Annotated in this window: 20 protein-coding genes; 11 read left to right on the forward strand and 9 right to left on the reverse strand. The window is 72.4% G+C overall.

Annotation, left to right across the window (positions count from 1 at the left end; all coding sequences use genetic code 11):
- Window positions 1-59: 59 nt before the first annotated feature.
- Window positions 60-1670 (forward strand): FadD3 family acyl-CoA ligase, encoded by a 1611-nt coding sequence (locus tag AC07A4_RS20275; RefSeq protein ID WP_478600418.1) that lies wholly within the window; start codon window positions 60-62, stop codon window positions 1668-1670.
- Here the strand turns inward: AC07A4_RS20275 and AC07A4_RS20280 are convergent.
- Together AC07A4_RS20280 and AC07A4_RS20285 are read right to left on the reverse strand one after the other, a co-directional pair.
- On the reverse strand, window positions 1661-2140 hold the full coding sequence (locus tag AC07A4_RS20280; RefSeq protein ID WP_478600420.1) for a hypothetical protein: 480 nt from the start codon (window positions 2138-2140) through the stop codon (window positions 1661-1663). The genes AC07A4_RS20275 and AC07A4_RS20280 overlap by 10 nt on opposite strands.
- A 38-nt stretch (window positions 2141-2178) precedes the next feature.
- Window positions 2179-2565 carry a VOC family protein gene (locus tag AC07A4_RS20285; RefSeq protein WP_478600422.1) on the reverse strand — a complete coding sequence of 129 codons (387 nt, stop codon included), beginning with the start codon at window positions 2563-2565 and terminating at the stop codon, window positions 2179-2181.
- 193 nt (window positions 2566-2758) lie between these two features.
- Between AC07A4_RS20285 and AC07A4_RS20290 the strand changes: the two genes are divergently transcribed.
- Entirely contained in the window at window positions 2759-3262 is a 504-nt protein-coding gene (locus AC07A4_RS20290) for a hypothetical protein (protein WP_478600424.1), read from the forward strand.
- A gap of 73 nt (window positions 3263-3335) precedes the next feature.
- The gene (locus AC07A4_RS20295) at window positions 3336-4163 is read left to right on the forward strand and encodes a hypothetical protein (protein ID WP_478600426.1); all 828 of its coding nucleotides are present in this window, start codon (window positions 3336-3338) and stop codon (window positions 4161-4163) included.
- Window positions 4164-4245: 82 nt separating this feature from the next.
- Here AC07A4_RS20295 and AC07A4_RS20300 read toward each other — a convergent pair whose 3' ends face one another.
- From AC07A4_RS20300 to afsR, 4 genes are all read right to left on the reverse strand, one after another.
- Window positions 4246-4449, reverse strand: a complete 204-nt coding sequence (locus AC07A4_RS20300; protein WP_478600428.1) for a hypothetical protein — start codon at window positions 4447-4449, stop codon at window positions 4246-4248.
- A gap of 150 nt (window positions 4450-4599) precedes the next feature.
- Complete coding sequence (locus AC07A4_RS20305; RefSeq protein ID WP_478600430.1) at window positions 4600-4827, reverse strand: hypothetical protein; 228 nt, start codon at window positions 4825-4827, stop codon at window positions 4600-4602.
- Between the two features lie 185 nt (window positions 4828-5012).
- Window positions 5013-5192: a sigma-like protein gene (locus AC07A4_RS20310; RefSeq protein WP_478600433.1), complete on the reverse strand. Its 180-nt coding sequence runs from the start codon at window positions 5190-5192 to the stop codon at window positions 5013-5015.
- Window positions 5193-5398: 206 nt separating this feature from the next.
- On the reverse strand, window positions 5399-8368 hold the full coding sequence (afsR, locus tag AC07A4_RS20315; RefSeq protein ID WP_478601049.1) for an SARP-family global regulator AfsR: 2970 nt from the start codon (window positions 8366-8368) through the stop codon (window positions 5399-5401).
- Window positions 8369-9206: 838 nt separating this feature from the next.
- Between afsR and AC07A4_RS20320 the strand changes: the two genes are divergently transcribed.
- Window positions 9207-10484: an amidohydrolase family protein gene (locus AC07A4_RS20320; protein WP_478600436.1), complete on the forward strand. Its 1278-nt coding sequence runs from the start codon at window positions 9207-9209 to the stop codon at window positions 10482-10484.
- Window positions 10485-10492: 8 nt separating this feature from the next.
- Here the strand turns inward: AC07A4_RS20320 and AC07A4_RS20325 are convergent, their stop codons facing one another.
- Entirely contained in the window at window positions 10493-11035 is a 543-nt protein-coding gene (locus AC07A4_RS20325) for a Uma2 family endonuclease (RefSeq protein WP_478600438.1), read from the reverse strand.
- Window positions 11036-11146: 111 nt separating this feature from the next.
- Between AC07A4_RS20325 and AC07A4_RS20330 the strand changes: the two genes are divergently transcribed.
- From AC07A4_RS20330 to AC07A4_RS20355, 6 genes are all read left to right on the forward strand, one after another.
- Window positions 11147-11788 carry a pentapeptide repeat-containing protein gene (locus AC07A4_RS20330; RefSeq protein WP_478600441.1) on the forward strand — a complete coding sequence of 214 codons (642 nt, stop codon included), beginning with the start codon at window positions 11147-11149 and terminating at the stop codon, window positions 11786-11788.
- A gap of 150 nt (window positions 11789-11938) precedes the next feature.
- A complete protein-coding gene (locus AC07A4_RS20335; protein WP_478600443.1) occupies window positions 11939-12892 on the forward strand; it encodes a TIGR03619 family F420-dependent LLM class oxidoreductase in 954 nt (317 codons plus the stop codon).
- A gap of 59 nt (window positions 12893-12951) precedes the next feature.
- Window positions 12952-13737: an SDR family NAD(P)-dependent oxidoreductase gene (locus AC07A4_RS20340; RefSeq protein ID WP_478600446.1), complete on the forward strand. Its 786-nt coding sequence runs from the start codon at window positions 12952-12954 to the stop codon at window positions 13735-13737.
- A 130-nt stretch (window positions 13738-13867) separates the two neighbouring features.
- Window positions 13868-14983 carry an LLM class flavin-dependent oxidoreductase gene (locus AC07A4_RS20345; RefSeq protein ID WP_478600449.1) on the forward strand — a complete coding sequence of 372 codons (1116 nt, stop codon included), beginning with the start codon at window positions 13868-13870 and terminating at the stop codon, window positions 14981-14983.
- A gap of 218 nt (window positions 14984-15201) precedes the next feature.
- Window positions 15202-16935: an N-acyl-D-amino-acid deacylase family protein gene (locus tag AC07A4_RS20350; RefSeq protein ID WP_478600451.1), complete on the forward strand. Its 1734-nt coding sequence runs from the start codon at window positions 15202-15204 to the stop codon at window positions 16933-16935.
- Window positions 16932-18401, forward strand: a complete 1470-nt coding sequence (locus tag AC07A4_RS20355) for an aldehyde dehydrogenase family protein (RefSeq protein ID WP_478600454.1) — start codon at window positions 16932-16934, stop codon at window positions 18399-18401. Before AC07A4_RS20350 ends, AC07A4_RS20355 begins: the two co-directional genes overlap by 4 nt.
- 196 nt (window positions 18402-18597) lie before the next feature.
- Here AC07A4_RS20355 and AC07A4_RS20360 read toward each other — a convergent pair whose 3' ends face one another.
- Window positions 18598-20133, reverse strand: a complete 1536-nt coding sequence (locus AC07A4_RS20360) for a CehA/McbA family metallohydrolase (protein ID WP_478600456.1) — start codon at window positions 20131-20133, stop codon at window positions 18598-18600.
- A 217-nt stretch (window positions 20134-20350) separates the two neighbouring features.
- Between AC07A4_RS20360 and AC07A4_RS20365 the strand changes: the two genes are divergently transcribed.
- Window positions 20351-22945 carry a bifunctional FO biosynthesis protein CofGH gene (locus AC07A4_RS20365; RefSeq protein WP_478600458.1) on the forward strand — a complete coding sequence of 865 codons (2595 nt, stop codon included), beginning with the start codon at window positions 20351-20353 and terminating at the stop codon, window positions 22943-22945.
- A 208-nt stretch (window positions 22946-23153) separates the two neighbouring features.
- Here AC07A4_RS20365 and AC07A4_RS20370 read toward each other — a convergent pair whose 3' ends face one another.
- Window positions 23154-24569, reverse strand: a complete 1416-nt coding sequence (locus tag AC07A4_RS20370) for an FG-GAP-like repeat-containing protein (protein ID WP_478600461.1) — start codon at window positions 24567-24569, stop codon at window positions 23154-23156.
- Window positions 24570-24713: the final 144 nt, after the last annotated feature.

Consider the following 24713-nt stretch of genomic DNA (forward strand, 5'->3'; position numbering starts at 1 on the left):
CTACGGCGTCCCGCGGCCCGCACCGGCCCTGGGCGGGCGCCGCGACGGGAGGGGTGGCGATGCGCGGCGACCTGGAGTGGGGCAGCGTCCCGGGCCTGGTCCGGGCGGCGGCACGGCGGTACGCCGACCGCGATGCGGTCGTCGAAGGGCGCGTCCGCGTCACCTACCGCGAGCTCGGCGCGCGCGTGGAGCGGGCCTCGGCGGCCTGCCTGGCCCGCGGCGTGCGCCCCGGCGACCGCGTCGCCGTGTGGGCCCCCAACACCCTCGACTGGATCGTGTGCGCGCTCGGCGCGGTCGGCGCGGGCGCGGTCCTCGTCCCCCTCAACACCCGCTTCAAGGGCGCGGAGGCCGCCGACGTGCTGCGCCGCTCGCGCGCCCGGCTGCTCTTCGTCACCGGCACCTTCCTCGGCACCTCGTACGTGGCCTCGCTGCGCAGGGCCGCCGGGGACGGGCCCGGCGAAGGGCCCCTGCCGGGCCTGCCGCACCTCCAGGAGGCCGTCGTCCTCGCCGACGACGCGCCCGACGCCTTCCGCACCTGGAAGGACTTCCTCGCGGGTGGCGACGCGGTGCCGGGCGACGCGGTGCGGGCGCGGGCGGACGCGGTCACCGGCGACTGGCCCTCGGACGTCGTCTACACCTCCGGCACCACAGGCCGCCCCAAGGGCGCCGTCATCACCCACGCCCAGACCCTGCGCTGCTACGCGATCTGGAGCGAGCTCGCCGGACTCCGCGAGGGCGACCGCTACTTGATCGTGAACCCGTTCTTCCACACCTTCGGCTACAAGGCCGGGGTGATCGCCTGCCTCATGCGGGGCGCCACGATGATCCCCCAGCCCGTCTTCAACGTGGACACGGTCCTCGCCAACATCGCCGCCGAGCGCGTCTCCGTGCTGCCCGGGCCGCCCACCCTGCACCAGTCGCTCCTGGACCACCCCGCCCGCGACAGACACGACCTGTCCGCGCTGCGCCTGGTCGTCACCGGCGCGGCCGTCGTCCCGCTGCGGCTCGTGGAGCGGCTGCGCGCCGAACTCCGCATCGCCACCGTCCTGACCGCGTACGGCCTCTCCGAGGCCAGCGGCATCGTCACGATGTGCCGCAGGGGGGACGCGCCTGACGTCATCGCGGAGACGTCCGGGCGCGCGATCCCGGACACGGAGGTACGGGTGGTCTCGCCGACCGGCGAGCCGCTGCCCCCCGGTGCCCCGGGGGAGATCCTCGTCCGGGGCCACAACGTCATGTCCGGCTACTACGAGGACCCGTCCGAGACGGAGCAGGTCCTGACGGGGGACGGCTGGCTGCGCACGGGCGACGTGGGAGTCCTGGACGCCGAGGGGAACCTGCGCGTCACGGACCGCATCAAGGACATGTACATCGTCGGCGGCTTCAACGCGTACCCCGCCGAGATCGAGCGGCTCCTCGGCGTCCACCCCGACGTGGCGGACGTCGCCGTCATCGGCGTACCGGACGCCCGCCTCGGCGAGGTGGGCCACGCGTACGTGGTGCGCCGCCCGGGGGCGGTGCTCACCGCCGATGACGTGATCGCCTGGTCCCGGCGCGAGATGGCGAACTACAAGGTGCCGAGAGAGGTCACCTTCGTCACCGAACTGCCGCGCAACGCGAGCGGGAAGGTGCTGAAGGGGGAGCTGCGGCGGGCCGCACGTCAGGGGTGAGGCGTTCCGCTCCCGGCCGACGCCGCCCTCAGGGCGGCCTGGCACCCGCGTGCCCAGTCGTCCTGGTACGCGGCCGGGAGGCCGCCGGTGTACTCCGGTGTCGAGGCGTAACTGCCGCAGACTTCCAGGTAGCCGGCCTCGCTGGACGTGGCGGTCGAGGTCGCGGTCGCCTTGAGCTCGACCTTGGCCGTGTCCCTCGGAACACCGGTCCCCATGGGCAGGGAAGAGGATGTCGGCCCGCGATCCGGCTCCGGATCCACTTCCGAATCTGCTTCCGAATCTGCTTCCGGATCTCCTTCGGTACGAGCTTTCACCCACGCGTACCCCTGGTCGTACGCCTCCTCGACCTTCGGATCGTCCCGACCGGGAAAGGCCGTTGACTCGACGATCGCCGTGGCGGCGGCCGAGACGACGATGACGGCGGCCAGGGATATGAACACGGTGCGGGGCTTGGGCTTGGGCTTGCGCATCGGGTCAGCCTTGCACGTTCGGGCGGAGGGCGCCGGGTCTAGCCGCTGGTCGCGGCCCGCTCGGCGGCGCTGCGCTCCACGCAGAACTCGTTGCCCTCGATGTCGGCCAGGGTCACCCAGCCGCGCCCGTCCGCCCTGCGGTGGTCGGCGAACAGGGTGGCGCCCAGCTTCAGCAGGCGCTCCACCTCCTCGTCGCGGGAGCGGTCCTGCGGCTGGAGGTCGAAGTGGACGCGGTTCTTCACGGTCTTGGTGTCCGGCACGGTGACGAACAGCAGGGTGGGCCCCTCGGGCGTGCTCACCAGGGCTTCGGGGTCGCCGGGGAAGTCGTCGTCGGCGAGCGTTCCGCCGAGGACGCCCGCCCAGAAGGTGGCCAGTTCATAGGCGTTGGCACAGTCGAAAGTGACGTGGCGCACAAGTGTGGTCATGGGCACGCACTATGGGGGAGCGGGGCGGGGGCGTGCAACGGATTTGCGTGCGGGAAGGGGACCGGGGGCGGGGTCCGACGTGCCGGGGTACCGCCGCCTTCAGGCCCCCGACCAGGTGTTTAGACTGCGGCGCGTATGAACGTCGCGTCGAACGCGACGCGACCGAACGACTTCTTTTTTGGGGGAACTCCACGTGCGTATCCGTACGGGGGCGGCGTCCGCTGCCCTGGCCACCCTGCTCGCCGTCGGCGCGGCCGTGCCCGCGCAGGCCGCCGACAGCGACGCGCCGCGCTACCGCAGCGGCGCCACCGCGCAGGCCGCCTTCGCCAAGGCCGGCTCCGGCATCGGGGCGTTCCAGACCGGCGCCGACAACGTGCACTTCTCGCACACGGTGAAGGGCAACATCAACGCCCACGGCTGGTGGAAGAACCTGACCGGCCCTGCCCGCGGCGTGAAGGCCAAGGTCACGGTGTGGCTCCAGGTCAAGCGCGGCGGCGAGTGGAAGACGCTGAGCACGGACGTGCGCAACGTCTACTCCGGCGGTGGCAGCGGCAAGCGTGCCGCGGCGGCGTACAAGTGCACGTACAACGTGGGCCAGTACGACTTCCGCAGCGTCGTCGACGTCGACCTGATCGGCTACCCGGACGACAACTACCGGAAGATCACCGACACGCAGCGGCTCGGCTGCGGTCTGTGACCGACGGCTGACGGCTGACGGCGGGGCTGGAAGTTAGTCTTCCAGCCCCGCCGCCTGTTTTCCGGGAGTGCCTGTGTTCCCCCCTACCGTCATCGTCGGCCTGCACGGCATCCTGCGGCGACACCCGTGGTTCGACCGGGTGGTGACCCGCGAGGCCGACGCCGAGGGCTCCGTCGAGGAGGGCGTCCTGTTCCTCGCCGTGGACCGGGCCGGTGCGTACGGCTGGCAGACCGTGAGCGGCTGGCTGCACGAGAACGGCGCGGTCACGGCCGCCCACGAGCCCACGGCCTGGGCCCACGAGGAGGTCGGCGGCGACTGGACGCCGGACGGCGGGGTGCGCTGCCTCGCCTGGCTCGGCGCGGGCGCGCTCACCGACCCGCCGTGCCCCGGTCTGCCCGTGCGGCCGATCGCCCTGGTCCTGTCCGAGACGCTGCGCCGCGTGGGCGAGGTGACGTTCACCGGCCTGCACGCCCTGCTGCCGCTCGGGGCGACGGCGCGCTCCACCGCCTTCCACCAGACCGAGCTGGTCCCGTGGTTCGCCCTCGCGGACCCGGATGCCCAGCACGAGGTCCTGGTGACGGTCTCCTGCCGCCCCGGCGATGGCGGCGCCACCGATGCCGACGCCGAGGCCGTGCGCACGGCGGTGCGCGAGAAGGCGTGGGACGCGGTGGAGGTCTCCGCACCCCCGGCCCGGGACGCCCTCACGGGCCTAGCCCTCACTCTCGACCGCACGGTCCACACCCAGGGCATGACCGAGGCATTCCGCTTCGCCTGCACCGTACGGGAGTGGTCACCGGACGTCGCGGTATGGCTGGTGGAACTGACCGCCGAGGCGTTGCGCGAGACGGGGCGAAGGGCTTCGACGGTGGTGACGGTGTCGCTGGCCCGCGTGCCTGCGTAGCTGGCGCGAGCACGGAAACACCCCCCGGCGTTCGCGATGAGGCGTTGCGGGCCGGAGGGCGTTGGCGCGTGGTGGGCTTGGGTTAGCCCTGAGGCGTGACCGGGATGTGGCCTTCGCCCTGCGGTGCGACCGGGATGTGGCCTTCGCCCTGCGGTGCGACCGGGATGTGGCCTTCGCCCTGAGGCGTGACCGGGATGTGGCCTTCGCCGGCGAAGGCCGGTGTCGCTATTCCCCCGGCGGCGGCAACGACGGCCAGGGTCACGAGAACCTTCTTGGCACGGTTCATTTCAACTCCCTTGCGTAGGCGAACATCCAACGCTCAATGACCTTAGTGGCGTTGTGGTCGTGTGTTCGATATGCATGAGGGTTCCTGTCACCGATTGGCCTGATTTCTTCCTTGGCCCGGGGCCGAGCGACGGCTCGGCCCCGGGGTAGGTCAGCCCTGCGGGGAGGACGGCAGATGGCCGTCGCTGGGCGGGGCCGGAAGGTGGCCGTCTCCCAGTGGGCCGAGCGGCAGATGGCCGTCTCCCTGCGCGACGAACGGCAGGTGGCCGTCACCGGCCGGAGCCGGGGAGTGTTGATCGGCGAGCGCCGGAGCGGCCGCTCCCGCCGATGCCGCGGCCATCACGGCCAGGGTGACGAGAATTCTTCTTGTGCGAGTCATTCCAACTCCTTGGAGGGGGCTGACGTTCAACAACCGACTCTAGCTGCACAAAAGGCCTTATGTTCGAATAAGTCCAGCTAAATCGCCGCGAGTTGGTGTCTCACAAGCCGCTCCGGAAATGCACATCGGCCGCGGCGGCTCCCCCTCCGCGCCGCCGCGGCCGATCCCCGTCGGGATGAAGGTCTTCAGTCCTTGGGCGGGGCCGGTACGTGGCCGTCGCCCTTGGTCGTCATGCCGCCGTCCTTGGGCGGGGCGGGGACGTGGCCATCACCTGTGGGGCTGGGCTGGCCGTCCTGCGGCGGTGCCGGGACGTGACCGTCGCCCATCGGTGTGAGGTCCTTCTTCTGCTTCTTTGCTTCGCTCACGGCTGAGAACTCCTGTACAAGTTGCGGGGCTCCGGGACTAGAACGCCCGCTCGGCAACTCCCCCGAGGGTCGCCGAGCGGGCGATCCAGGGCCGCTCACGATAGCTGTGGGGCCCACGCGACCCGTCTGCCCCCCGACGCGACGGGTCGATGGAATAAGAGTGGCAGCCGCTCATAAACGTTCGATGAACGCCTCAGCAAGCAGGCTCAGGCGGCGTTGACGGGGCGAAGGAGCTCCCGCACCGTGGCGGCTTCCGTTGCCCCGGCGGCCTCATGGATGGCAAGAGCCTTGTGCCAGCACGCACGGGCCCGGTCGCGCTGCCCCAGGCCGTTCAGGGACCGCCCGAGAAGGGTGAGGATGTTGGCGCTCATCCAGTCGCCGCCGACACCGCCCGTGGTGAGTGCCTGCTCGGCATGTTGTGCGGCCTGCGCCGGGCGCTGCGCCGCGAAGTGCACCTGGGCGATGCGGTAGTGCGTGGTGCCCTCCCACAGCCGCTGGCGGTTCCCCACGAACAGCTGTAGTGCCCCGTTGAGCTGGTCCAGAGCCTCTGTGTGGCGACCCGCGTGGCTGAGGCTGATGCCGAGCGCGCTCTTCGCGTTGGCCAGACGGAAGGCGAGGCCTAGCTCGTCGTAGATGGCCATGCCTTGCCGGGCGAGTTGGATTGCCCTGTCCGTACGCCCCAGCATGACAAGGGAGCGGGAAAGGTTGCAGAGGGCGCTTGCCTCGCCAGGCCGGTTCCCGTCACTGCGGAACGCGTCAGCGGCCCTGAGGAAGTAGGTCTCACTGGCCTCATAGCGGTTCATGCAATATGCCGTGATCCCGAGCTCGTTCGGGGCGTTGCCGCAGGTCCAAGGGTCTCCGGTCAGCGCGGCGAGTTCGGCGCCGCGGGCCCCTTCGGAGGCTGCCTCCTCGAAGTGTCCGAGCTTGTTGAGCACTTGGCTGAGGCTGATCCGTGCGCGACCCTCCACGTAGGGGTCCCCGATGGTGACGGACGCATCCCGTGCCGCCCGCGTCACCAGTTCGTACCGGAGGGAGCTGGCGCCGGACTCAGCCAAGTCCTTCGCTGCGAGAAGCAGATCGACTGCCCGCCGCAGGCTCCCCTCGTTCAGCGACTGCTGTACGCACGCCAAGATGCACCCCGCCTCCGCGTGCAGCCAGTCCAGAGCCCTGTCGTCGTCGGCGAAGCCGCGCACGGTGTGGTCGACGGACTCCAGGTGATCGACCGTCCGGTCGCCAGGACGCTTGATCGCGTACACGCGTGCCGCCGAGGCCAGGTAGAAGTCCAGGAGCCGGGAGAGCGCGGCCTCGCGTTCGCTGGGTGGGAGTTCGTCGCGTTCGGCGCAGGCGCGGGCGTAGAGGCGTACGAGGTCGTGGTAGCGGTAGCGGCCGGGGGCGGCGGACTCCAGGAGTGAGGTGTCGACGAGGGACTCCAGGAGGTCCTCGGCGTCCTCGACCGGCAGGTCGAGCATCGCGGCGGCGGCCGTGAGGGAGACGTCGGGGCCGTCGGCGAGGCCGAGCAGGCGGAAGGCGCGGGCCTGGGCGGGCTCCAGCTGGCCGTAGCCGAGCTCGAAGGTGGCCTCGACGGCGAGGTCGCCCGCCTGGAGCTCGTCCAGGCGGCGGCGCTCGTCGGCCAGCTTGGCGGCCAGCGTGGACACGGTCCAGGTGCGGCGGGCCGCCAGGCGGGACGCCGCGATGCGGATGGCGAGGGGGAGGAAGCCGCAGGCCGCCACCACGTCGAGGGCGGCCTCGCGCTCGGAGGCCACGCGCTCCTCGCCCACGATCTTGGTGAAGAGCTGGAGGGCCTCGTCGGGGGACATCACGTCCAGGTCGACGAGGTGGGCCCCGGCCAGGTCCACCATGCGGGTACGGGACGTGACGAGCGCGGCGCAGCCCTCCGTGCCGGGCAGCAGGGGGCGGACCTGGGCGGCGTCGCGGGCGTTGTCCAGGAGGACCAGGACGCGGCGGCCGTCCAGGACGGAGCGGTACAGCGCGGCCCGCTCCGCCAGGGTGTCCGGGATCGCGGAGTCCGCCGTGCCGAGCGCGCGCAGGAAGGCGCCGAGCACGGCCTCGGGCTCGGCGACGCGGGGGCCCGCGCCCTGGAGGTCGACGTACAGCTGGCCGTCGGGGAAGTGGGAGCGCGCGGCGTGCGAGACGTGCACGGCGAGGGTGGTCTTGCCGACGCCGCCGATGCCCGCGAGGGCGGAGACCGCCATGACGCGGCCCTCGGCGGTGGAGAGGATGTCGCTGAGCTCCTTGACGAAGGAGGCGCGCCCGGTGAAGTCCTGGACCGTGGCCGGGAGCTGCGCGGGCCGCACCACGCCCGCCGCCGGTTCGGCGGCGGGGGCCGACGGCTCGGCGAGGGCCGGGTCGGCGTTGAGGATGCGCTGCTGGAGCTCCTGGAGGCCGGGGCGCGGGTCGACGCCCAGCTCGTCGGCGAGCAGCCTGCGGGTGTCGGCGTAGACGGCGAGGGCCTCGGCCTGCCGCCCCGAGCGGTACAGGGCGAGCATGAGCAGCTCGCGCAGGCGCTCGCGCAGGGGGTGGGCTGCGGTCAGGGCGGTGAGCTCGGACACGGACTCCGCGTGGCAGCCCTGCTCCAGGTCCATGTCGAGGCGCGACTCGAGGAGCTGGAGGCGCCACTCCTCCAGGCGGGTGCGCTGGGCGTCGGCGTACGGTCCCGGGACGTTGGCGAGGGGCTCGCCCTCCCACAGGGACAGGGCCTTGTTGACGAGGGCGCGGGCCTGGCACACGTCGCTGCCCGCGCGCGCCCGCTCGGCGGCCGACCACAGGGTCTCGGCCTCGGTGAGGTCGAGGGTGCCGTCGGCGGCGCGGACGGCGTAGCCGCCGGACTCGCTGACGAGGGTGCCCGCGGGCAGGGCCTTGCGCAGCCGCGAGGCGTACGTGCGGATCGCGGCCAGGGCCTGGGAGGGCGGCTCGTCGCCCCAGATGGAGTCGATGAGTTCGGACGCCGTGGCGGTACGGCCGCCGCGCAGCAGCAGCGCGGCGAGCAGGGCCTGCTGCTGCGGGGACCCGGTGGGCAGCTTCTCACTGCCGAGCCAGGCCCGGACGGGCCCGAGCACGCTGAACCGGGCGTGCCCGTCACTTCCGGCCGGGGCGCTGGGCGCGCCCTTGGCGGAGGAGTCGGCGTGCTTGGCCGCGGGGGCCGCGTGCTTGGCCACGGCGCCAGCGCTGTTGGCGACGGCGCCAGCGCTGTTGGCCGAGGCGTCGCCACTGTCGGCCGAGGCGTCGCCGCTGGTGGTCACGGTGGCGGCGTTCTTGGTCACGGTGGCCGCGTGCTTGGCCGCGGCGTCCACGCCTCTCGTGACGGCGGCGGCGTTCTTGGCCGCGGTGCCCGGGTTCTTGGCGGTGTTGCCCGCGTTCTTGGCCGAGGCGTCGGTGTTCTTGGCCACGGCAGCCGCGTTCTTGGCGACGGTGCCGGTGCTCTTGGCCGCGACGTCGGCGCCCTTGCCGGTAGCGCCCGCACCCTTGCCCGTAGCGCCCGCGCCCTTGGCCGCGCCGCCCCCGCCTCCCCTCGCGGAGCCCGTGTCCTTGGCCGCGGTTTCCCTCGCCGCGGACGCCCGCGGCCCCGTGGCCTTGGGTGCCCCGGCGGACCCGGCGGACCCGGGTGCCACCTCGGACCCGGGCGCGGGCGCGCCGGGGCCGGGCGCCGTGGCCGGTGTCTGAGCCACCGCGTCAGGGCCGCTCCCCGCCGCCGGACGCCGCTGCTCCGGAACTCGCGGTAGACCGTCCATCGCTCCCCCTGCTGCCCGCCGCACGCAGTTGCCTCTGTCTGATCAAATACGCCCAACTGTGCCCGGCTGTGCCCGGTTCGTGCCTGCTTTATCCCGCTGCGGACGCCGCCTGACCTGACGGGCCCGCGCGACGTGCTGCGGTGCACAGTTTGCCTTGTCGAGGGTGAATGCGTCAGCCGTGGGGGACGGCTCTCACAGGGTTCCCGCACCAGTGACTGGATTCGGACAACTGACGGATCGTCAGATCAGCGCTACCGTGGTCCGCATGGAGACCGTGGAGAGCACTGTGGAGAGCGCCAAGGAAGCCGCCGCCGCCACGCCGCCGTTCCCGAGGATCATCTCGGTGGACGACCACACGGTGGAGCCGCCGCACGTGTGGCGGGACCGGCTTCCGGCGCGGTACCGCGACCGGGGCCCGCGCATCGTGCGCGCCCCCCTGAGGGAAATGACGTTTTTGGGCGGGAAGTTCGCCCCTGTCATGGGGAATCAGGGCGAGGACGGACCGATCGGCGACTGGTGGGTGTACGAGGACCTGCACCGGCCCCTGACCCGCCTCGACACGGCCGTCGGCTACGACCGCGACGAGATCCGCCTGGAGGTCATCACCTACGAGCAGATGCGCCCCGGCTCCCACGACGTCCCCGAGCGCCTCGCCGACATGGACGTCAACCACGTCCAGTCCGGGCTCTGCTTCCCGACCTTCCCGCGCTTCTGCGGCCAGACCTTCACCGAGGCCAAGGACCGGGACCTGGCACTTCTCTGCGTACGGGCCTATAACGACTGGATGGTGGAGGAGTGGTGCGGACCCGCCGCCCAAGGTCGGCTGATACCGCTCACCCTGATCCCCCTGTGGGACGCGGAGCTCGCCGCCGCCGAGGTGCGGCGCAATGCGGCGCGGGGCGTGCGGGCGGTCGCGTTCTCGGAGATACCGCCGCATCTCGGACTTCCCTCGATCCACACCGACTACTGGGACCCCTTCCTGGCCGCCTGTGACGAGACCGGCACGGTCGTCGCCATGCACATCGGGTCCTCCAGCAAGATGCCCTCCACGTCTGCCGACGCGCCGCCCGCCGTCGGTTCCACGATCACGTTCGCGAACTGCTGCTTCTCGATGGTCGACTGGCTGCTGAGCGGCAAGTTCGAGCGCTTCCCGCGCCTGCGCGTGATGTACGCCGAGGGGCAGATCGGATGGATTCCGTACATCCTGGAGCGCGCGGACGTGGTGTGGGAGGAGAACCGGGGCTGGGGCGGCGTCGCCGACAAGGTCCACCGGCCGCCGTCCGAGCTCTTCGCCGGGCACGTGTACGGCTGCTTCTTCGACGACGCCTTCGGGCTGCGCAACCTCGACGCGATCGGCGTCGGCAACGTCCTGTACGAGACCGACTACCCGCACTCGGACTCCACCTGGCCGAAGTCCCGCGAGGTCGGCGAGGCCCAGATGGGCCACCTGGACCCGGCCGTGGTGGAACGGATCGTCCGGGGCAACGCGATCGACCTGCTCGGCCTCACCCCCGCCGGGCTGTGGCCGGGGCCGGGGGCCTGAGGGGGTGCTCAGTCCTCCACGGGGAATCCGCTGGTGTCCAGCGTGAACTCGCGGCCGTCGGAGAGCTTCAGGTCGATGCTCGCCCCGTACGGGTACTCGGTCTTCTTGCGGTAGCCGGTGCCGCTGGAGCCCTCGTACAGCGTGCACAGCTTCTTGAAGGGGTCGAGGATCAGGTACGTCTCGATGCCGAAGCGGCTGTACTTGGCGACCTTGGTGACGTAGACGCTGTCGTCGGACTCCGTGGACGCGATCTCGACGGCGGCGAGCACGTCCACGAAGACGTACCGCCTGCCGCGCGGCTGGGCACCCTCGTCGAGAAGGGTGACGGCAGGGGCCGATGAGGTCTCGCCCGGGAAGTCGACGGCGACGGCGAAGACGGTCGGCGCCTTGCCGAGGGCGCCGCGCGTCTGCGTCATGACGTCGTAGATCGTGTTCGACCGCACGGGGCTCTGCGGAGTCATGATCACCTTTCCGTCGATGATCTCGACGACGTAGCCCTCGGCGTTGATCCGTGCTTCCACTTCCCGCCAGAGTCGGTCCAGTACGGTCATCGCCGCAGCCCTTCCCTTCACCGCACGGCTCAGGCATCCGGCTACCGAGCGTAGCCGCACGGTTGCCGCCGCGTCCGGCGGTTGTCAGTGGCCCGGGGTTCAATCGAAGGCATGGCGATCAAACGTGAGCGGGCCAATGTCGACCCCTTCTCCCATGAGCCGCCCGTGCCGGACGAGGGGCGGGTGGTGCGGGGCGGGGACTGGTACGGCAGGGATCTGTCGGGCGAGGTGTTCGAGCGCTTCACGTTCTACGACACGGATCTGACGGAGGCCGTCGCGGAGGGCGCCACCTTCGACGGGTGCACCTTCGCCGGGGTGAAGTTCAACGCCGCGCGGTTCACCGCGACGGCCTTCACCAACTGCGTGTTCAAGCGCTGCGTGTTCTTCGACACCCGGTTCGAGCGGTGCAAGGCGGTGGGCGCGCTGTTCCAGCAGTGCGCGTTCACGGTCTTCGAGGTGCGGGGCGGAGACTGGTCGTTCGTCGCGCTGCCCGGTGCCGATCTGCGCAAGTCCGTCTTCGACGGGGTGCGGATGCGGGAGGCGGACCTCACCGCCGCCCGCCTGGAGGAGGCGACGGTGACCTGCTGCGACCTGTCGGGCGCGATGCTGCACAGCAGCCAGCTCATGGGCGCCGACCTGCGCGGCAGCGAGCTGTCCGCCCTCGACCCGCTGACCGTGGGCATCGGCCGCACGAAGGTCGACCTGGACCAGGCGGGGGTGATCGCCGGGGCCCTGGGCTTCGAGGTGACCTGAGGGGGCGGTCCGGCCCGGCGGGGCGGCCCGGTGTGCGTGCCCCTTGTCTGATGGACCGTCAGGTACGACGATGTGGGCCGTCGGGGCGGACCGCCGGCGTCGAGGGCGTGCCGCCGGGTCAGGGCGAGGGGTGGAGTTCTCGTGTCGTCGATGCCGAGCAGTGCGCAGACCCTTCCCGCCGGGCGGCTCGCGTACGGGACGCAGCTGCCCGTCCAGGCGCAGAGCGCCGTCTTCGCGGAGGCCTGGGAGGCGGGGGCCGCCGTCGCCGACCTGGTGGAGATCGCCCGCGAGGCGGACCGCTCCGGCTTCGCGTACATCGCCGTCTGCGATCACGTCGCGATCCCCCGCCGCCTCGCGGCCGCGATGGGCACCACCTGGTACGACCCGGTCGCCACGCTCGCCTACCTCGCCGCCGCCACGGAGCGCGTCCGGCTGCTCAGCCACGTCGCCGTCGTCGCCCTGCGCCACCCGCTGCTCACGGCCAAGCAGTACGCGACCCTCGACCACCTCAGCGGCGGCCGCCTGATCCTCGGCGTCGGCGCGGGCCACGTACCGGAGGAGTTCGCCGCGCTCGGCACCGACTTCGCCGGGCGCGGGCCCCTGCTCGACGAGACCATCGACGCGCTGCGGGCCGCGCTCGGCCCCGAGGAGTTCCCCGAACACCACGGCCACGCCCACGACTTCGCCGACCTCGGCCAGCGGCCCCGGCCCGCGCAGGAGCGGGTGCCGCTGTGGGTGGGCGGCTCCTCGCCCGCCGCCGTGCGCCGCGCCGCCACGCGCGGGGACGGCTGGCTGCCGCAGGGCGACCCGCGCGCCGAGCTCCCCGCCAAGATCGAGAGGCTGCGGCGGCTGCGCGAGCGGGCCGGGGTCACCGCCCCGGTCACCATCGGCGCCATCGCCGAGCCGCTGTACGTGGGCGAGCCCTCCTGGCCCGTGGGGCGGCGCACGCTCACCGGGAAGCCGGACGAGCTCGCCGAGTCGCTGCGGGCGTACGCGGCGATGGGCGTGCACCAGATCCAGGTGCGGTTCCGCAGCCGGAGCCGCGCCGAACTGACCGATCAGATGGCGGCGTTCGGCGCCCAGGTCGCGCCGCTGCTCGGCTGAGAACCGGCTGAACCGGCCGAACCCGCCGAACCGGCTGAACCCAAGAGAAGGGGACCCGCATGGGCAAGCTCGACGGGCGCGTCGTCATCGTCACCGGTGGGGCGCGCGGCCAGGGGGAGCAGGAGGCGCGGCTCTTCGTCGCCGAGGGCGCCGGGGTCGTCATCGGCGACGTACTCGACGAACAGGGCGAGGCGCTGGCCAAGGAGCTGGGGGACCGGGCGCGGTACGTGCACCTGGACGTCGCCAGCGAGGCCGACTGGCAGGCGGGCGTGGCCGCCGCGCGCGACGCCTTCGGCGCGGTCGACGGCCTGGTCAACAACGCGGGCATCCTGCGCTTCAACGAGCTGGTGAAGACCCCGCTGGAGGAGTACCAGCGGATCGTCGAGGTCAACCAGACCGGGGTGTTCCTCGGCATCAAGACGGTCGCCCCGCACATCGAGGAGGCGGGCGGCGGCACGATCGTGAACACCGCCTCGTACGCGGGGCTCACGGGCATGGCGTACGTCGGGGCGTACAGCGCGACCAAGCACGCCGTCATCGGTCTGACCCGGGTGGCCGCCCTGGAGCTCGCCGACCGGGGCATCCGCGTGAACGCCATCTGCCCCGGCGCCATCGACACCCCCATGAGCAACCCGGCCCACCTGGACCCGACGGCGGATGCCGAGCAGGCGTCGCGGGGCCTGGACCGGCTGTACCGCAGGCTGGTGCCGCTCGGCCGGGCGGGCAGGTCCGAGGAGGTGGCGCGGCTCGCGCTGTTCCTGACCGCCGAGGAGGACTCGTCGTACATCACCGGGCAGCCGTTCGTGATCGACGGCGGCTGGCTGGCCGGGGTAAGGGCGATCTGACGGCTCGTCAGCTATTGACGCTCCAGGGGCCGGATGGAACAGTCGGAGCAGTGATCTGACGGTGCGTCAGGTGGGGCGGTGACGGGGACCCGCAGGCCGAGGACGCACATGACGAGGACGGTGAACCGCCTTGGAATTCGGGCTCTTTGTACAGGGATACGTGGGCAAGAGCGCGCTGACCGACCCGCTCGCCGAGCACCGGGCGCTGATGGAGGAGACCGAGTACGTCATCGCGGCGGACCGGGCGGGCTTCAAGTACGCCTGGGCCTCGGAACACCACTTCCTGGAGGAGTACTCGCACCTCTCCGCCAACGACGTCTTCCTCGGCTACCTCGCCCACGCCACCGACCGCATCCACCTCGGCTCGGGCATCTTCAACCCGCTGGCCCCGGTCAACCACCCGGTCAAGGTCGCCGAGAAGGTCGCGATGCTCGACCACCTCTCCGAAGGGCGCTTCGAGTTCGGCAGCGGGCGCGGCGCCGGATCGCACGAGATCCTCGGCTTCCTGCCCGGCATCACCGACATGAACGACACCAAGGAGATCTGGGAGGAGACCATCGCCGAGTTCCCCAAGATGTGGCTCCAGGACGAGTACCAGGGCTTCCAGGGCAAGCACTGGTCGCTGCCGCCGCGCAAGGTGTTCCCCAAGCCGTACGGCGCCTCGCACCCGGCCATGTGGTACGCGGCCGGGTCCCCCTCGTCGTACGCCATGGCCGCCAAGAAGGGCCTCGGGGTGCTCGGCTTCAGCGTGCAGAAGGTCTCCGACATGGAGTGGGTCCTTGAGCAGTACAAGACCGCGATCGCGGACGCGGAGCCCGTCGGTGACTTCGTCAACGACAACGTGATGGTGACGTCGACGGCCATCTGCGCCGAGACCCACGCCAAGGCCGTCGAGATCGCCGTAAACGGCGGGCTCAACTACCTCCAGTCGCTGGTCTTCCGCTACCACGACACGTTCCCGCGGCCCGAGGGCATCCCCCAGTGGCCCCAGGTCCTGCCCGACTACACCGAGGAGATCATCGAGATGCTCATCGCCGAGGAGCTGATGATCTGCGGGGACCCGGATGAGGTGCTGCGCCAGTGCGAGCGCTGGGAGCGGGCCGGGGCGGATCAGCTGTCGTTCGGGCTGCCGATCGGGGTCTCGTACGCCGACACGATGGCAACCATTCGGTTGATCGGCGAGCACGTGATCCCCAAGATCGATACGGATCCCGTGCACCGGACGCGGCGGTTCCGGGGGGCCTAGGCCCCCCGGGCCCCGCTCAACTGCCATTGGCGCTTCGCGCCTCGTCCTCAAACGCCGGACGGGCTGAAACCGGCAGGTTCTAGCCCGTCCGGCGATTGAGGACGAGGCGCGAAGCGCCGAAAAGCGGGGGCCCGGGGGCGGCAGCCCCCGGATCGGGAAGGGGCGGGCCTGGGGCGCCCCGCGAGGGCCGACATCACAGCCATGGAGGGTGTGTCGTCATGCTGGACCATCTCATCAGGGGCGCGACCGTCGTCGACGGGACCGGGGTGCCCGGCCGCGTCGCCGACGTCGGGATACGGGACGGCCGCGTGGCCGTCGTGGCCCCCGCCGTCACGGAGGAGTCCCGTACCCGGGAAGACGCGCACGGCCTCGTGCTCGCGCCCGGGTTCGTCGATCCGCACACGCACTACGACGCGCAGCTGTTCTGGGACCCCTACGCGACGCCGTCGCTGAACCACGGCGTGACCACCGTCGCGGGCGGCAACTGCGGGTTCACGCTGGCGCCGCTGCACCCGGCGCGGCCCGAGGACGCCGACTACACGCGGCGGATGATGTCCAAGGTCGAGGGGATGTCCCTGGTGGCCCTTGAGGAGGGCGCGCCGTGGTCGTGGCACTCCTTCGGGGAGTATCTGGACGCCCTGGAGGGGCGCATCGCCGTCAACGCCGGGTTCATGGTGGGGCACTGCGCGCTGCGGCGGTACGTGATGGGGGCGGACGCCGTGGGCGGGCAGCCCTCGGCGGCGCAGCTGGAGCGGATGGTGGCGCTGCTGCACGAGGCGATGGAGGCGGGCGCGTGGGGCCTGTCCACCACGCAGTCGGCCACGCACTCCGACGGCGACGGACAGCCCGTCGCGTCCCGGCACGCGCGCCCCGGGGAGCTCCTCGCGCTCGCGCGGGCCGTCGGGGAGCACGAGGGGACGCAGCTGGAGGCGATCGTCGCCGGGTGCCTGGACCGGTTCGACGACGCCGAGATCGACCTGCTCGTCGAGCTGAGCGCGGCGGCCGGGCGGCCGCTGAACTGGAACGTCCTCACCATCGACGCCGCCGTCCCCGACCGGGTGCCGCGCCAGCTGGAGCCGAGCGAGCGCGCCCGGAAGGCGGGCGGCCGGATCGTCGCCCTGACGATGCCGATCCTGACGCCGATGAACATGAGCCTCGGGACGTTCTGCGCCCTGAACCTCATCCCCGGATGGGGGGACGTGCTCGCCCTGCCGGTGCCCGAGCGGATCGCGCGGCTGCGGGACCCCGGGGTGCGGGCGGAGCTCCTGCGGCGCGCCACGAGCCCGGAGGCCGGGGTCTTCCGGCGGCTCGCGCGCTTCGACCGGTACGTCATCGGGGACACGTACTCCGAGGCGAACGCGGGCCTGACCGGACGCGTGGTGGCGGACATCGCCGCCGAGCGGGGCCTCGACCCCTTCGCCTGCCTCGTCGAGATCTGCGCGAGCGACCGGCTGCGTACGGTCCTGTGGCCCATGCCGACCGACAACGACCCCGACTCGTGGGCCCTGCGCGCCGAGACCTGGCGCCACGAGGACGTCCTGCTCGGCGGCTCCGACGCCGGGGCGCACCTGGACCGCATGTGCGGGGCGCCGTACACCACGCGCTTCCTCGGCGACTGTCTGCGCGGACGGAGGCTCGTCGGCCTCGAACAGGCCGTGAAGATGCTCACCGACGACCCGGCCCGCCTGTTCGGCCTGCGCGAACGGGGGCGGATCGCGGAGGGCTACCACGCCGACCTCGTCCTCTTCGACCCCGAGCGGATCGACGCGGGCAAGGCCACGCTGGTGCACGACCTGCCCGGGGACAGCCCGCGCCTGGACTCCAAGGCGATCGGCGTGCGCGCCGTGTGGGTCAACGGCACCGAGGCGATCCGCGACGACGTGATCACCGGCGCCGTGCCGGGCAGGGTGCTCCGGTCGGGCCGGGACACGCGCACGGTGGCCACCAAGTGAGCGCCCCGCAGCGCCTGTTCATCGGCGGCGCGTGGGTCGAACCCGACGGCGGCCACTACGAGGTCATCGACCCGGCGTCCGAGGACGTCGTGGGCCTGGCCCCGGAGGCGAGCCGCGCGCAGGTGGAGCGGGCGGCTTCGGCGGCCCGGGAGGCCTTTGGGACGTGGTCGCGCACGACGCCCGAGGAGCGGGCGCGGGTCCTGTCCCGGGCCGCCGACCTCATCCAGCGGGACTTCGCCGCGCACGCCGCCCTGGCCCAGGCCGAGACCGGGGCGACCACCGCGACCGCGCGCGGCATGCAGGTCGCGGTGGCGGTGTCCCGCTTCAGGCGGTACGCGAAGGGCGCCCTGGAACCCGTCGAGACGGGCCTGGTGCCGCAGGTCAACGAGGCGGGCCCCTTGGGGCGCGCGGCGGTGCTCGGCGCCCTGGAGATCCGCAGGCCCGTCGGCGTCGTCACCTGCGTCACCTCCTACAACAACCCCTGGGCCAACCCGGCGGGCAAGGTCGCCCCGGCCCTGGCGATGGGCAACACGGTGCTCGTGAAACCGGCGCCGCAGGACCCCCTGTCCGTCTACCGGATGGCGGCCGCCCTGGCGGAGGCGGGGGCGCCGCCCGGCGTGGTGAACGTGGTCAGCGGCACGTCCGTGGAGGTCGGCGAGGCGGCCGTGGCCGCCGGGGACGTCGACATGGTCAGCTTCACCGGCTCCACGGCCGTCGGGCGGCGCATCGGCGAGGTGTGCGGGCGGGGCCTGAAGCGGCAGCTGATGGAGCTGGGCGGCAAGGGCGCGGCCGTCGTCTTCGCGGACGCGGACCTGGACGCGGCGACCGCCGGGATCGGCACCACGTTCTCCTTCTACAGCGGCCAGATCTGCACGGCGCCCACGCGGGTCCTGGTCGAACGGGCCGCCTACGAGCCGCTCCTGGAAAAGCTGACGGCGTACGCCTCCCGCCTGAAGGTGGGCGACCCGCGCGACCCGGCGACCGTCGTCGGCCCCGTCATCTCGGCGGTGCACCGCGACCGCGTCGAGTCGTACGTGGACCTCGGCCGCAAGGAGGGCGCCCGCCTGCTCACCGGCGGCCCCCGCCCGCCCGGCCTCGACCGGGGCTTCTACGTGGCCCCCGCGCTGCTCGCCGACTGCACCCCCGACATGCGGGTGGTCCGGGAGGAGATCTTCGGCCCTGTGGTCGTGGTCGTGCCCTTCGACTTCGACGGCGACGAGGACGCGGTGGTCGCCCTGGCGGACGACAGCGAGTACGGGCTGCTGAGTTACGTCTGGTCCGGCGACGTCGCCCGCGCCTTTCGCGTCGCGCGCCGTCTGCGGGCCGGGGGCGTCGGCGTCAACACCATCGGCCGCAACATGGAGGCGCCCTTCGGGGGGTTCAAGTCCAGCGGCGTGGGGCGCGACTGCGGGTCGTACGCACTGGCGGCCTACAGCGAACCCCAGGCGGTGGTCTGGCCGGGCTGATGCCCGCGTGGGACGCCCCAGACCCACCCCTTCCCGAACTGGGGCTCCGCCCCAGACCCCGCTCCTCAAACGCCGGAGGGGCTGGAAATCCAGCCCGTCCGGCGTTTGAGGACGAGGCGCGGAGCGCCGATACGGGGTCCGGGGCGGAGCCCCGGTTTCGGGAAGGGGCGGGGTGGGGGAGGTGCCCCCGGCAGGGCTAGCGGCCCAAGAAGATCGGGTTCGTCAGGGCGCGCATCGGGCCCGGGAGGCCCGGTGTCACCGGGGGCTTGCGGACCTCGGCGCGTACGTACGCGGCGTACGACGCCGTGGTCCGCCACTCGGCGGTGCCCGTGCCCGAATCGCCGATGGCCGGGCTCGTGAACAGGGTGCCCTGGTCGGTGACGAAGCGGATGACGCAGCCGGGCGCGCCCTTGACGTCCAGGCGCACGGTCACGGGGTCGTCCCGGTCGACGCGCAGGCGTCCGCCGATGCCCGCGTGCAGGCCCTTGCCGCCGGACGCGGAGAAGGACAGCTCGACGTCCTTGGCCTCGGCGAGGTAGGAGCGGCCCGCGCGGATGCCCTCCAGGACCGCCTCGCGGGTGAGGTCGTCGGCCAGGACGACGGTCTGCGGGCGGCCCACGGGGTCGGGGTCGCGGTGGGCGTCGCTGTTGCCCATCGCGGGCGTCCAGGCGCGGCCCCCGCGCGCGGCGGCGACCAGGGCGTTGTCCCACTCGGCGAGCGCCACCTCGTCCTCCGGGGAGTACGCGCCGTTCCACACCTCGACCGCGTCCGCCTCGCCGAAGCCGAACTTCCAGTTGCAGCCGACGCAGGTGGCGTGCGGGTGGGCGGGCACGACCAGGCCCCCGGCGCGGTGGATGGCGCGGGCGTAGTGGCCGAAGCGGTTGTCGCGGGCGCGGTAGCGCCAGTCGACGAACGTGCCGGGCTCGGTGCCGAGCGCGAGGACGTGGCCGTTGCGGGTGGTGACCTCTTCGCCGAGCAGGACGAGCAGGTCGTCACCGGCGACGTCGGACCAGTGGGCGTGCGCGGAGTGGGTGTTGTGCTCCGAGGTGTTGATGAAGTCGAGGCCCGCCGCGCGGGCGAGGGCGCCGATCTCGGCGGGGGTGCGGCGGCCGTCCGAGTACCAGGTGTGCAGATGGCAGTCGCCGCGGTACCAGGCACGGCCGCGGCCCTTGGCGCGCTCCGGCGGGTACACCGGCTTGGGCGTGGTGCCGGGGGCGCCGTAGGTGAGGGTGATCGTCACCTCGTACGGCAGTCCCTGCGGGGCGACGGTGTACGGGCCGAGGGCGATGTTCCAGGTGCCCGCGCGGACCGGGCCGGGGATATAGCCGGGCGTCGCGTCGTCGGCGCGGACGAAGAACTCCGTGCGGGCGCCGCCCGACCAGCCGCGGAAGCCGCGGCCGCCGAGCGCGGTGCCGCGCTCGTCGAAGACGCCGATGTCGAGGGCGTTGCCCGCGGTCCCCGCGGGGACGGGCGGCTTCTCGTACGTGTAGGCGACGTGGATCTGGCTGACGCCGCGCGGCACCTCCACCGGCAGGTACACGAAGTCCGGCGAGCCGGTGGGCAGCGTGCCCCTGACGGTCTTCGTCTCCTTGCCGGAGCGCCGCCCGGTGCCCTTGGCGCCCTCGGCGGCGTTAGCGTCCTCCGCGAAGCTCACGGTTCCGAGCGTAAGGGCGGCGGCCGCCCCCGTCACGAACAGCGCCCGTCTGTTCAGGTGGCTTTCGTCCTCGCACATGCTGCGGCTCCCCAGAGGTCGGTGGCGACGGTGACGACGAGACGTGAGTGATGCGGGCAACTCTGGTATTGAGCCGTGAACTCCCCTGTAAGGGAAGGGAATCGACAGGTTTCCTTCTGGGGGAGGCGGGGAGCCGCCCGGGACGGGCCCGGAGGCCGCTCTCAGCTGGCGGAAGTGCCTGTGGGTGTCGTGTGTTGTCGCTCGTATGCTCAAGGACATGACCAACAGCGCGCAGCCCCCCGAGGCCGGACGTCCCACCGCCAACGCCATGCGCCGCGCCCTGCGGCGGGCCAGGGACGGCGTTGCGCTGGACGTGACCGAGGCCGCCGTGCTGCTCCAGGCGCGCGGCGACGACCTGGAGGACCTGGCGGCGTCGGCGGCCCGGGTGCGCGACGCGGGCCTTCAGGCGGCGGGGCGCGCGGGCGTCATCACGTACTCGAAGAGCGTGTTCATCCCGCTCACCCGGCTGTGTCGGGACAAATGCCACTACTGCACGTTCGTGACCGTGCCGGGCAAGCTGCGCCGGGCCGGGCACGGGATGTTCATGTCCCCGGACGAGGTCCTGGACATCGCCCGCAAGGGCGCGGCCCTAGGCTGCAAGGAAGCCCTCATCACCCTCGGCGACAAGCCGGAGGACCGCTGGCCCGAGGCCCGCGAGTGGCTGGACGCGCACGGCTACGACGACACCATCGCGTACGTACGGGCCATATCCATCCGCATCCTGGAGGAGACGGGCCTGCTGCCCCACCTCAACCCGGGCGTGATGTCGTGGACGGACTTCCAGCGGCTCAAGCCGGTCGCGCCCTCCATGGGCATGATGCTGGAGACCACCGCCGAGCGCCTGTGGTCCGAGCCCGGCGGCCCCCACTACGGTTCGCCGGACAAGGAACCGGCCGTGCGCCTGCGCGTCCTGGAGGACGCGGGCCGCTCCTCCGTCCCCTTCACCAGCGGGCTGCTCATCGGCATCGGCGAGACGTACGAGGAGCGCGCGGACTCGCTGTTCGCGCTGCGCCGCGTGGCGCGCTCCTACCACGGCGTCCAGGAGCTGATCATCCAGAACTTCCGCGCCAAGCCGGACACGGCGATGCGCGGCATGCCGGACGCCGAGATCGACGAGCTGGTCGCGACGGTCGCCGTCGCCCGGCACGTCATGGGCCCCTCCGGCTGCATCCAGGCACCGCCGAACCTGGTCGACGGCGAGTACGGCCGCCTCATCCGCGCCGGGATCGACGACTGGGGCGGCGTCTCGCCGCTCACCATCGACCACGTCAACCCCGAGAAGCCCTGGCCGCAGATCGAGGCGCTCGCCGAGCAGTCCGCCGCGGAGGGCTTCGAGCTGCGCGAACGCCTCTGCGTGTACCCCGAGTTCGTGCGGCGCGGCGAGCCCTGGCTGGACCCGCGCCTGCGCCCGCACGTGGACGCGCTCGCCCTGGAGTCGGGCCTCGCGAACCCGGACGCACCGGTGCGCGGCCTGCCCTGGCAGGAGCCCGACGAGGGCTACGTGGCCTCCTCCGGCCGCACCGACCTGCACCGCACCATCGACACGGAGGGCCGCACCGGCGACCGGCGCGACGACTTCGACGAGGTGTACGGCGACTGGGAGGCCCTGCGCGAGCAGGCGGCGCCGGGCATGGTCCCGTCCCGCCTGGACGGCGACGTCCGCGCCGCCCTCGCCACGGCCGCCGACGACCCCACCCGCCTCACCGACGACGAGGCCCTGGCCCTGCTGCACGCGGACGGACCGGCCCTGGACGCGCTCTGCTCCGTCGCCGACGACGTCCGCAAGTCCGTGGTCGGCGACGACGTCACGTACATCGTCACGCGGAACATCAACTTCACGAACGTCTGCTACACCGGCTGCCGCTTCTGCGCCTTCGCGCAGCGCCGCACGGACGCCGACGCGTACACCCTGTCCCTCTCCCAGGTCGCCGACCGCGCCGCCCAGGCCTGGGACGTGGGCGCCGTCGAGGTGTGCATGCAGGGCGGCATCCACCCCGACCTGCCCGGCACAGCGTACTTCGACATCGCCGAGGCCGTGAAGGAGCGCGTGCCCGGCATGCACGTGCACGCCTTCTCGCCGATGGAGGTCGTCAACGGCGCCACCCGCACCGGCCTCTCCATCCGCGAGTGGCTCCAGCGCGCCAAGGAGTCAGGCCTTGACTCCATCCCCGGCACGGCCGCCGAGATCCTCGACGACGAGGTCCGCTGGATCCTGACCAAGGGCAAGCTCCCGGCGGCCACGTGGATCGAGGTCATCAAGACCGCCCACGAGGTAGGCCTGCGCTCCTCGTCCACGATGATGTACGGCCACGTCGACCAGCCCCGGCACTGGCTCGGCCACTTCCGCACGCTGGCCGCGATCCAGCGGGAGACCGGCGGCTTCACGGAGTTCGTGACGCTGCCCTTCATCCACACCAACGCGCCCGTCTACCTGGCGGGCATCGCCCGCCCCGGCCCCACCACCCGCGACAACCGCGCCGTCACGGCCATGGCCCGCCTGCTCCTTCACCCCCACATCCCCAACATCCAGACCAGCTGGGTCAAGCTCGGCGCGGAGGGGGCCGCCGAGATGCTGCGCTCCGGCGCCAATGACCTGGGCGGCACGCTGATGGAGGAGACCATCTCCCGGATGGCGGGCTCCAGTTACGGCTCCTACCGCTCGGTCAAGGACCTCATCGCCATCGCCGAGGCGGCGGGCCGCCCCGCGAAGCCGCGCACCACTTTGTACGGCGAGGTCCCCGCGGAGCGCGTCCACGCGGCGGCGGCGTCGGACGGGCATCTGCCGGAACTGCTGCCGGTGGTGGAGGCGTAGCCCGCGTGGGACGCCCCAGACCCGCCCCTTCCCGAACCATGGGGCTCCGCCCCCTGACACCCCCGAAAAGCATCGGCGCTTCGCGCCTCGTCCTCAAACGCCGGACGGGCTGGATTTCCAGCCCCTCCGGCGTTTGAGGAGCGGGGTCTGGGGCGGAGCCCCAGGATCGGGAAGGGGCGGGTCTGGGGCGCCCCGCGAGGGTCAGGCGTCAGCGGCCCACGTCCTGGCCGAAGCGCGCGCCCGGCTCCGGGGCCCCCAGGGACTTGGGGCCGAAGGAGGTGACGCCGGTGGTGGTGAGGCCGGCGCGGGTGCCGGGGAAGACCCAGGCCGCGCCCGAGTCGCGGTACGCCCCGTCCTCGCCGTAGGCGGTCACGGCCAGGTCCGCCCGCTTGTCGCCGTTGACGTCGGACAGCAACACCCGGTGCCCGAACAAGTCCCGCTTCTCCGAGACCCCGGGCACCCCCGGCTTGGACTGGTCGAAGGCCTGCGCCCCGCGCCCGCCGAGCCCGGCCCGCGCGCCCTTGAGCAGGACGAAGGACCCGGCGTCGGCGACCTTGGCGGAGCCGGTGCCGATGTCCTCGCCGCGCACGCCGACGGCGATGTCGGCGTAGCCGTCGCCGTTGACGTCCCCCGCGCTGATGTCGGAGCCGAACTGGTCGCCGGTCTCGCCGACGCCGGGGACGCCCGCCGTGTCCTGGGTGATCTTCTTGGTGCGGGTGGCGGCGGGCCCCGCCGCGCTGCCGTAGTCGACGCGGACGGTGCCCTCGTCGATCTCGTTGTCGTCGTTGTTGGAGCCGTTGTCGCGGGTGACGAAGTCGCCGTAGCCGTCGCCGTCGACGTCCGCGACCGCGCCGCCGAGGGACGCCTTGAGCCCGCGCGTGGTGCTGGTGAGGCCGTTCTTCGTGCCCTTCCAGAAGCGGCTCGCGTACGTGGTCTCCTCGAAGCCGTGGCTGGTGACGAGGTCGTCGACGCCGTCGCCGTTCAGGTCGCCGGGGACGTAGTCGATGGGTCCGAAGGTCTGGCTGGTGTGGAGGGTCTGCTGCCGCTGGGGCTTGCCGTCGCGCGTGAAGGGCCCGTACGAGACGGTCATCCCCTTCTCGTCCACGTCGTCGTCCGGGTAGTCGTTGCTGACCAGGTCCCGGTGGCCGTCGCCGTTGAAGTCACCGGCGCTGAACCCGGGGGAAGTGGCGGGCAGTTCGGTGGCGCCGGCGGTCAGGCCGGTTTCCGAACCCCACAGGGCGACGAGCTTGTCGCCGTACCGGCCGCCGACGACGAGGTCGGTGAACCCGTCGCCGTCCAGGTCCCCGACGGTCGCCCGGGACCCGAAGAGGCCGTCCTCCTCGATCTCGCCGGGGATGCCGTCCGTGGCCCGGTCGATGATCTGGGGGTGCGAGCTGTCCGCTCCCCTCGCCGAGCCGTAGATGACGGTGACGTAACCGGCGTCGCGCTCGCCGCGGAGCGTGGCGTAGGGGGCGGTGATGGCGAGGTCGGCGTAGCCGTCGCGGTTGAAGTCGGCCACCGGCGCCTTGGGGGGCCTGGGGGCGGCGGACGCGGTGCCGGTGGTGGCGGTGAGCGGCACGGCGACCGCGATGGCTGAAATGGCTGCGATGACGGAGCGTCGCACTGGTCCTCCTGAGACTGCTGTGGGGCAACGCCTGTGCAGTGGGGAGACCTGCGAGAAGACGGGATGGTTGCACGGCGGTGACGGTGCGCCCCCGGCGAAATTGACCCATGAATTGCGTGCCCAAGTGACCTGTTCAGGGAGTCA

It is taken from the genome of Streptomyces sp. NPDC043996, from assembly GCF_056435225.1.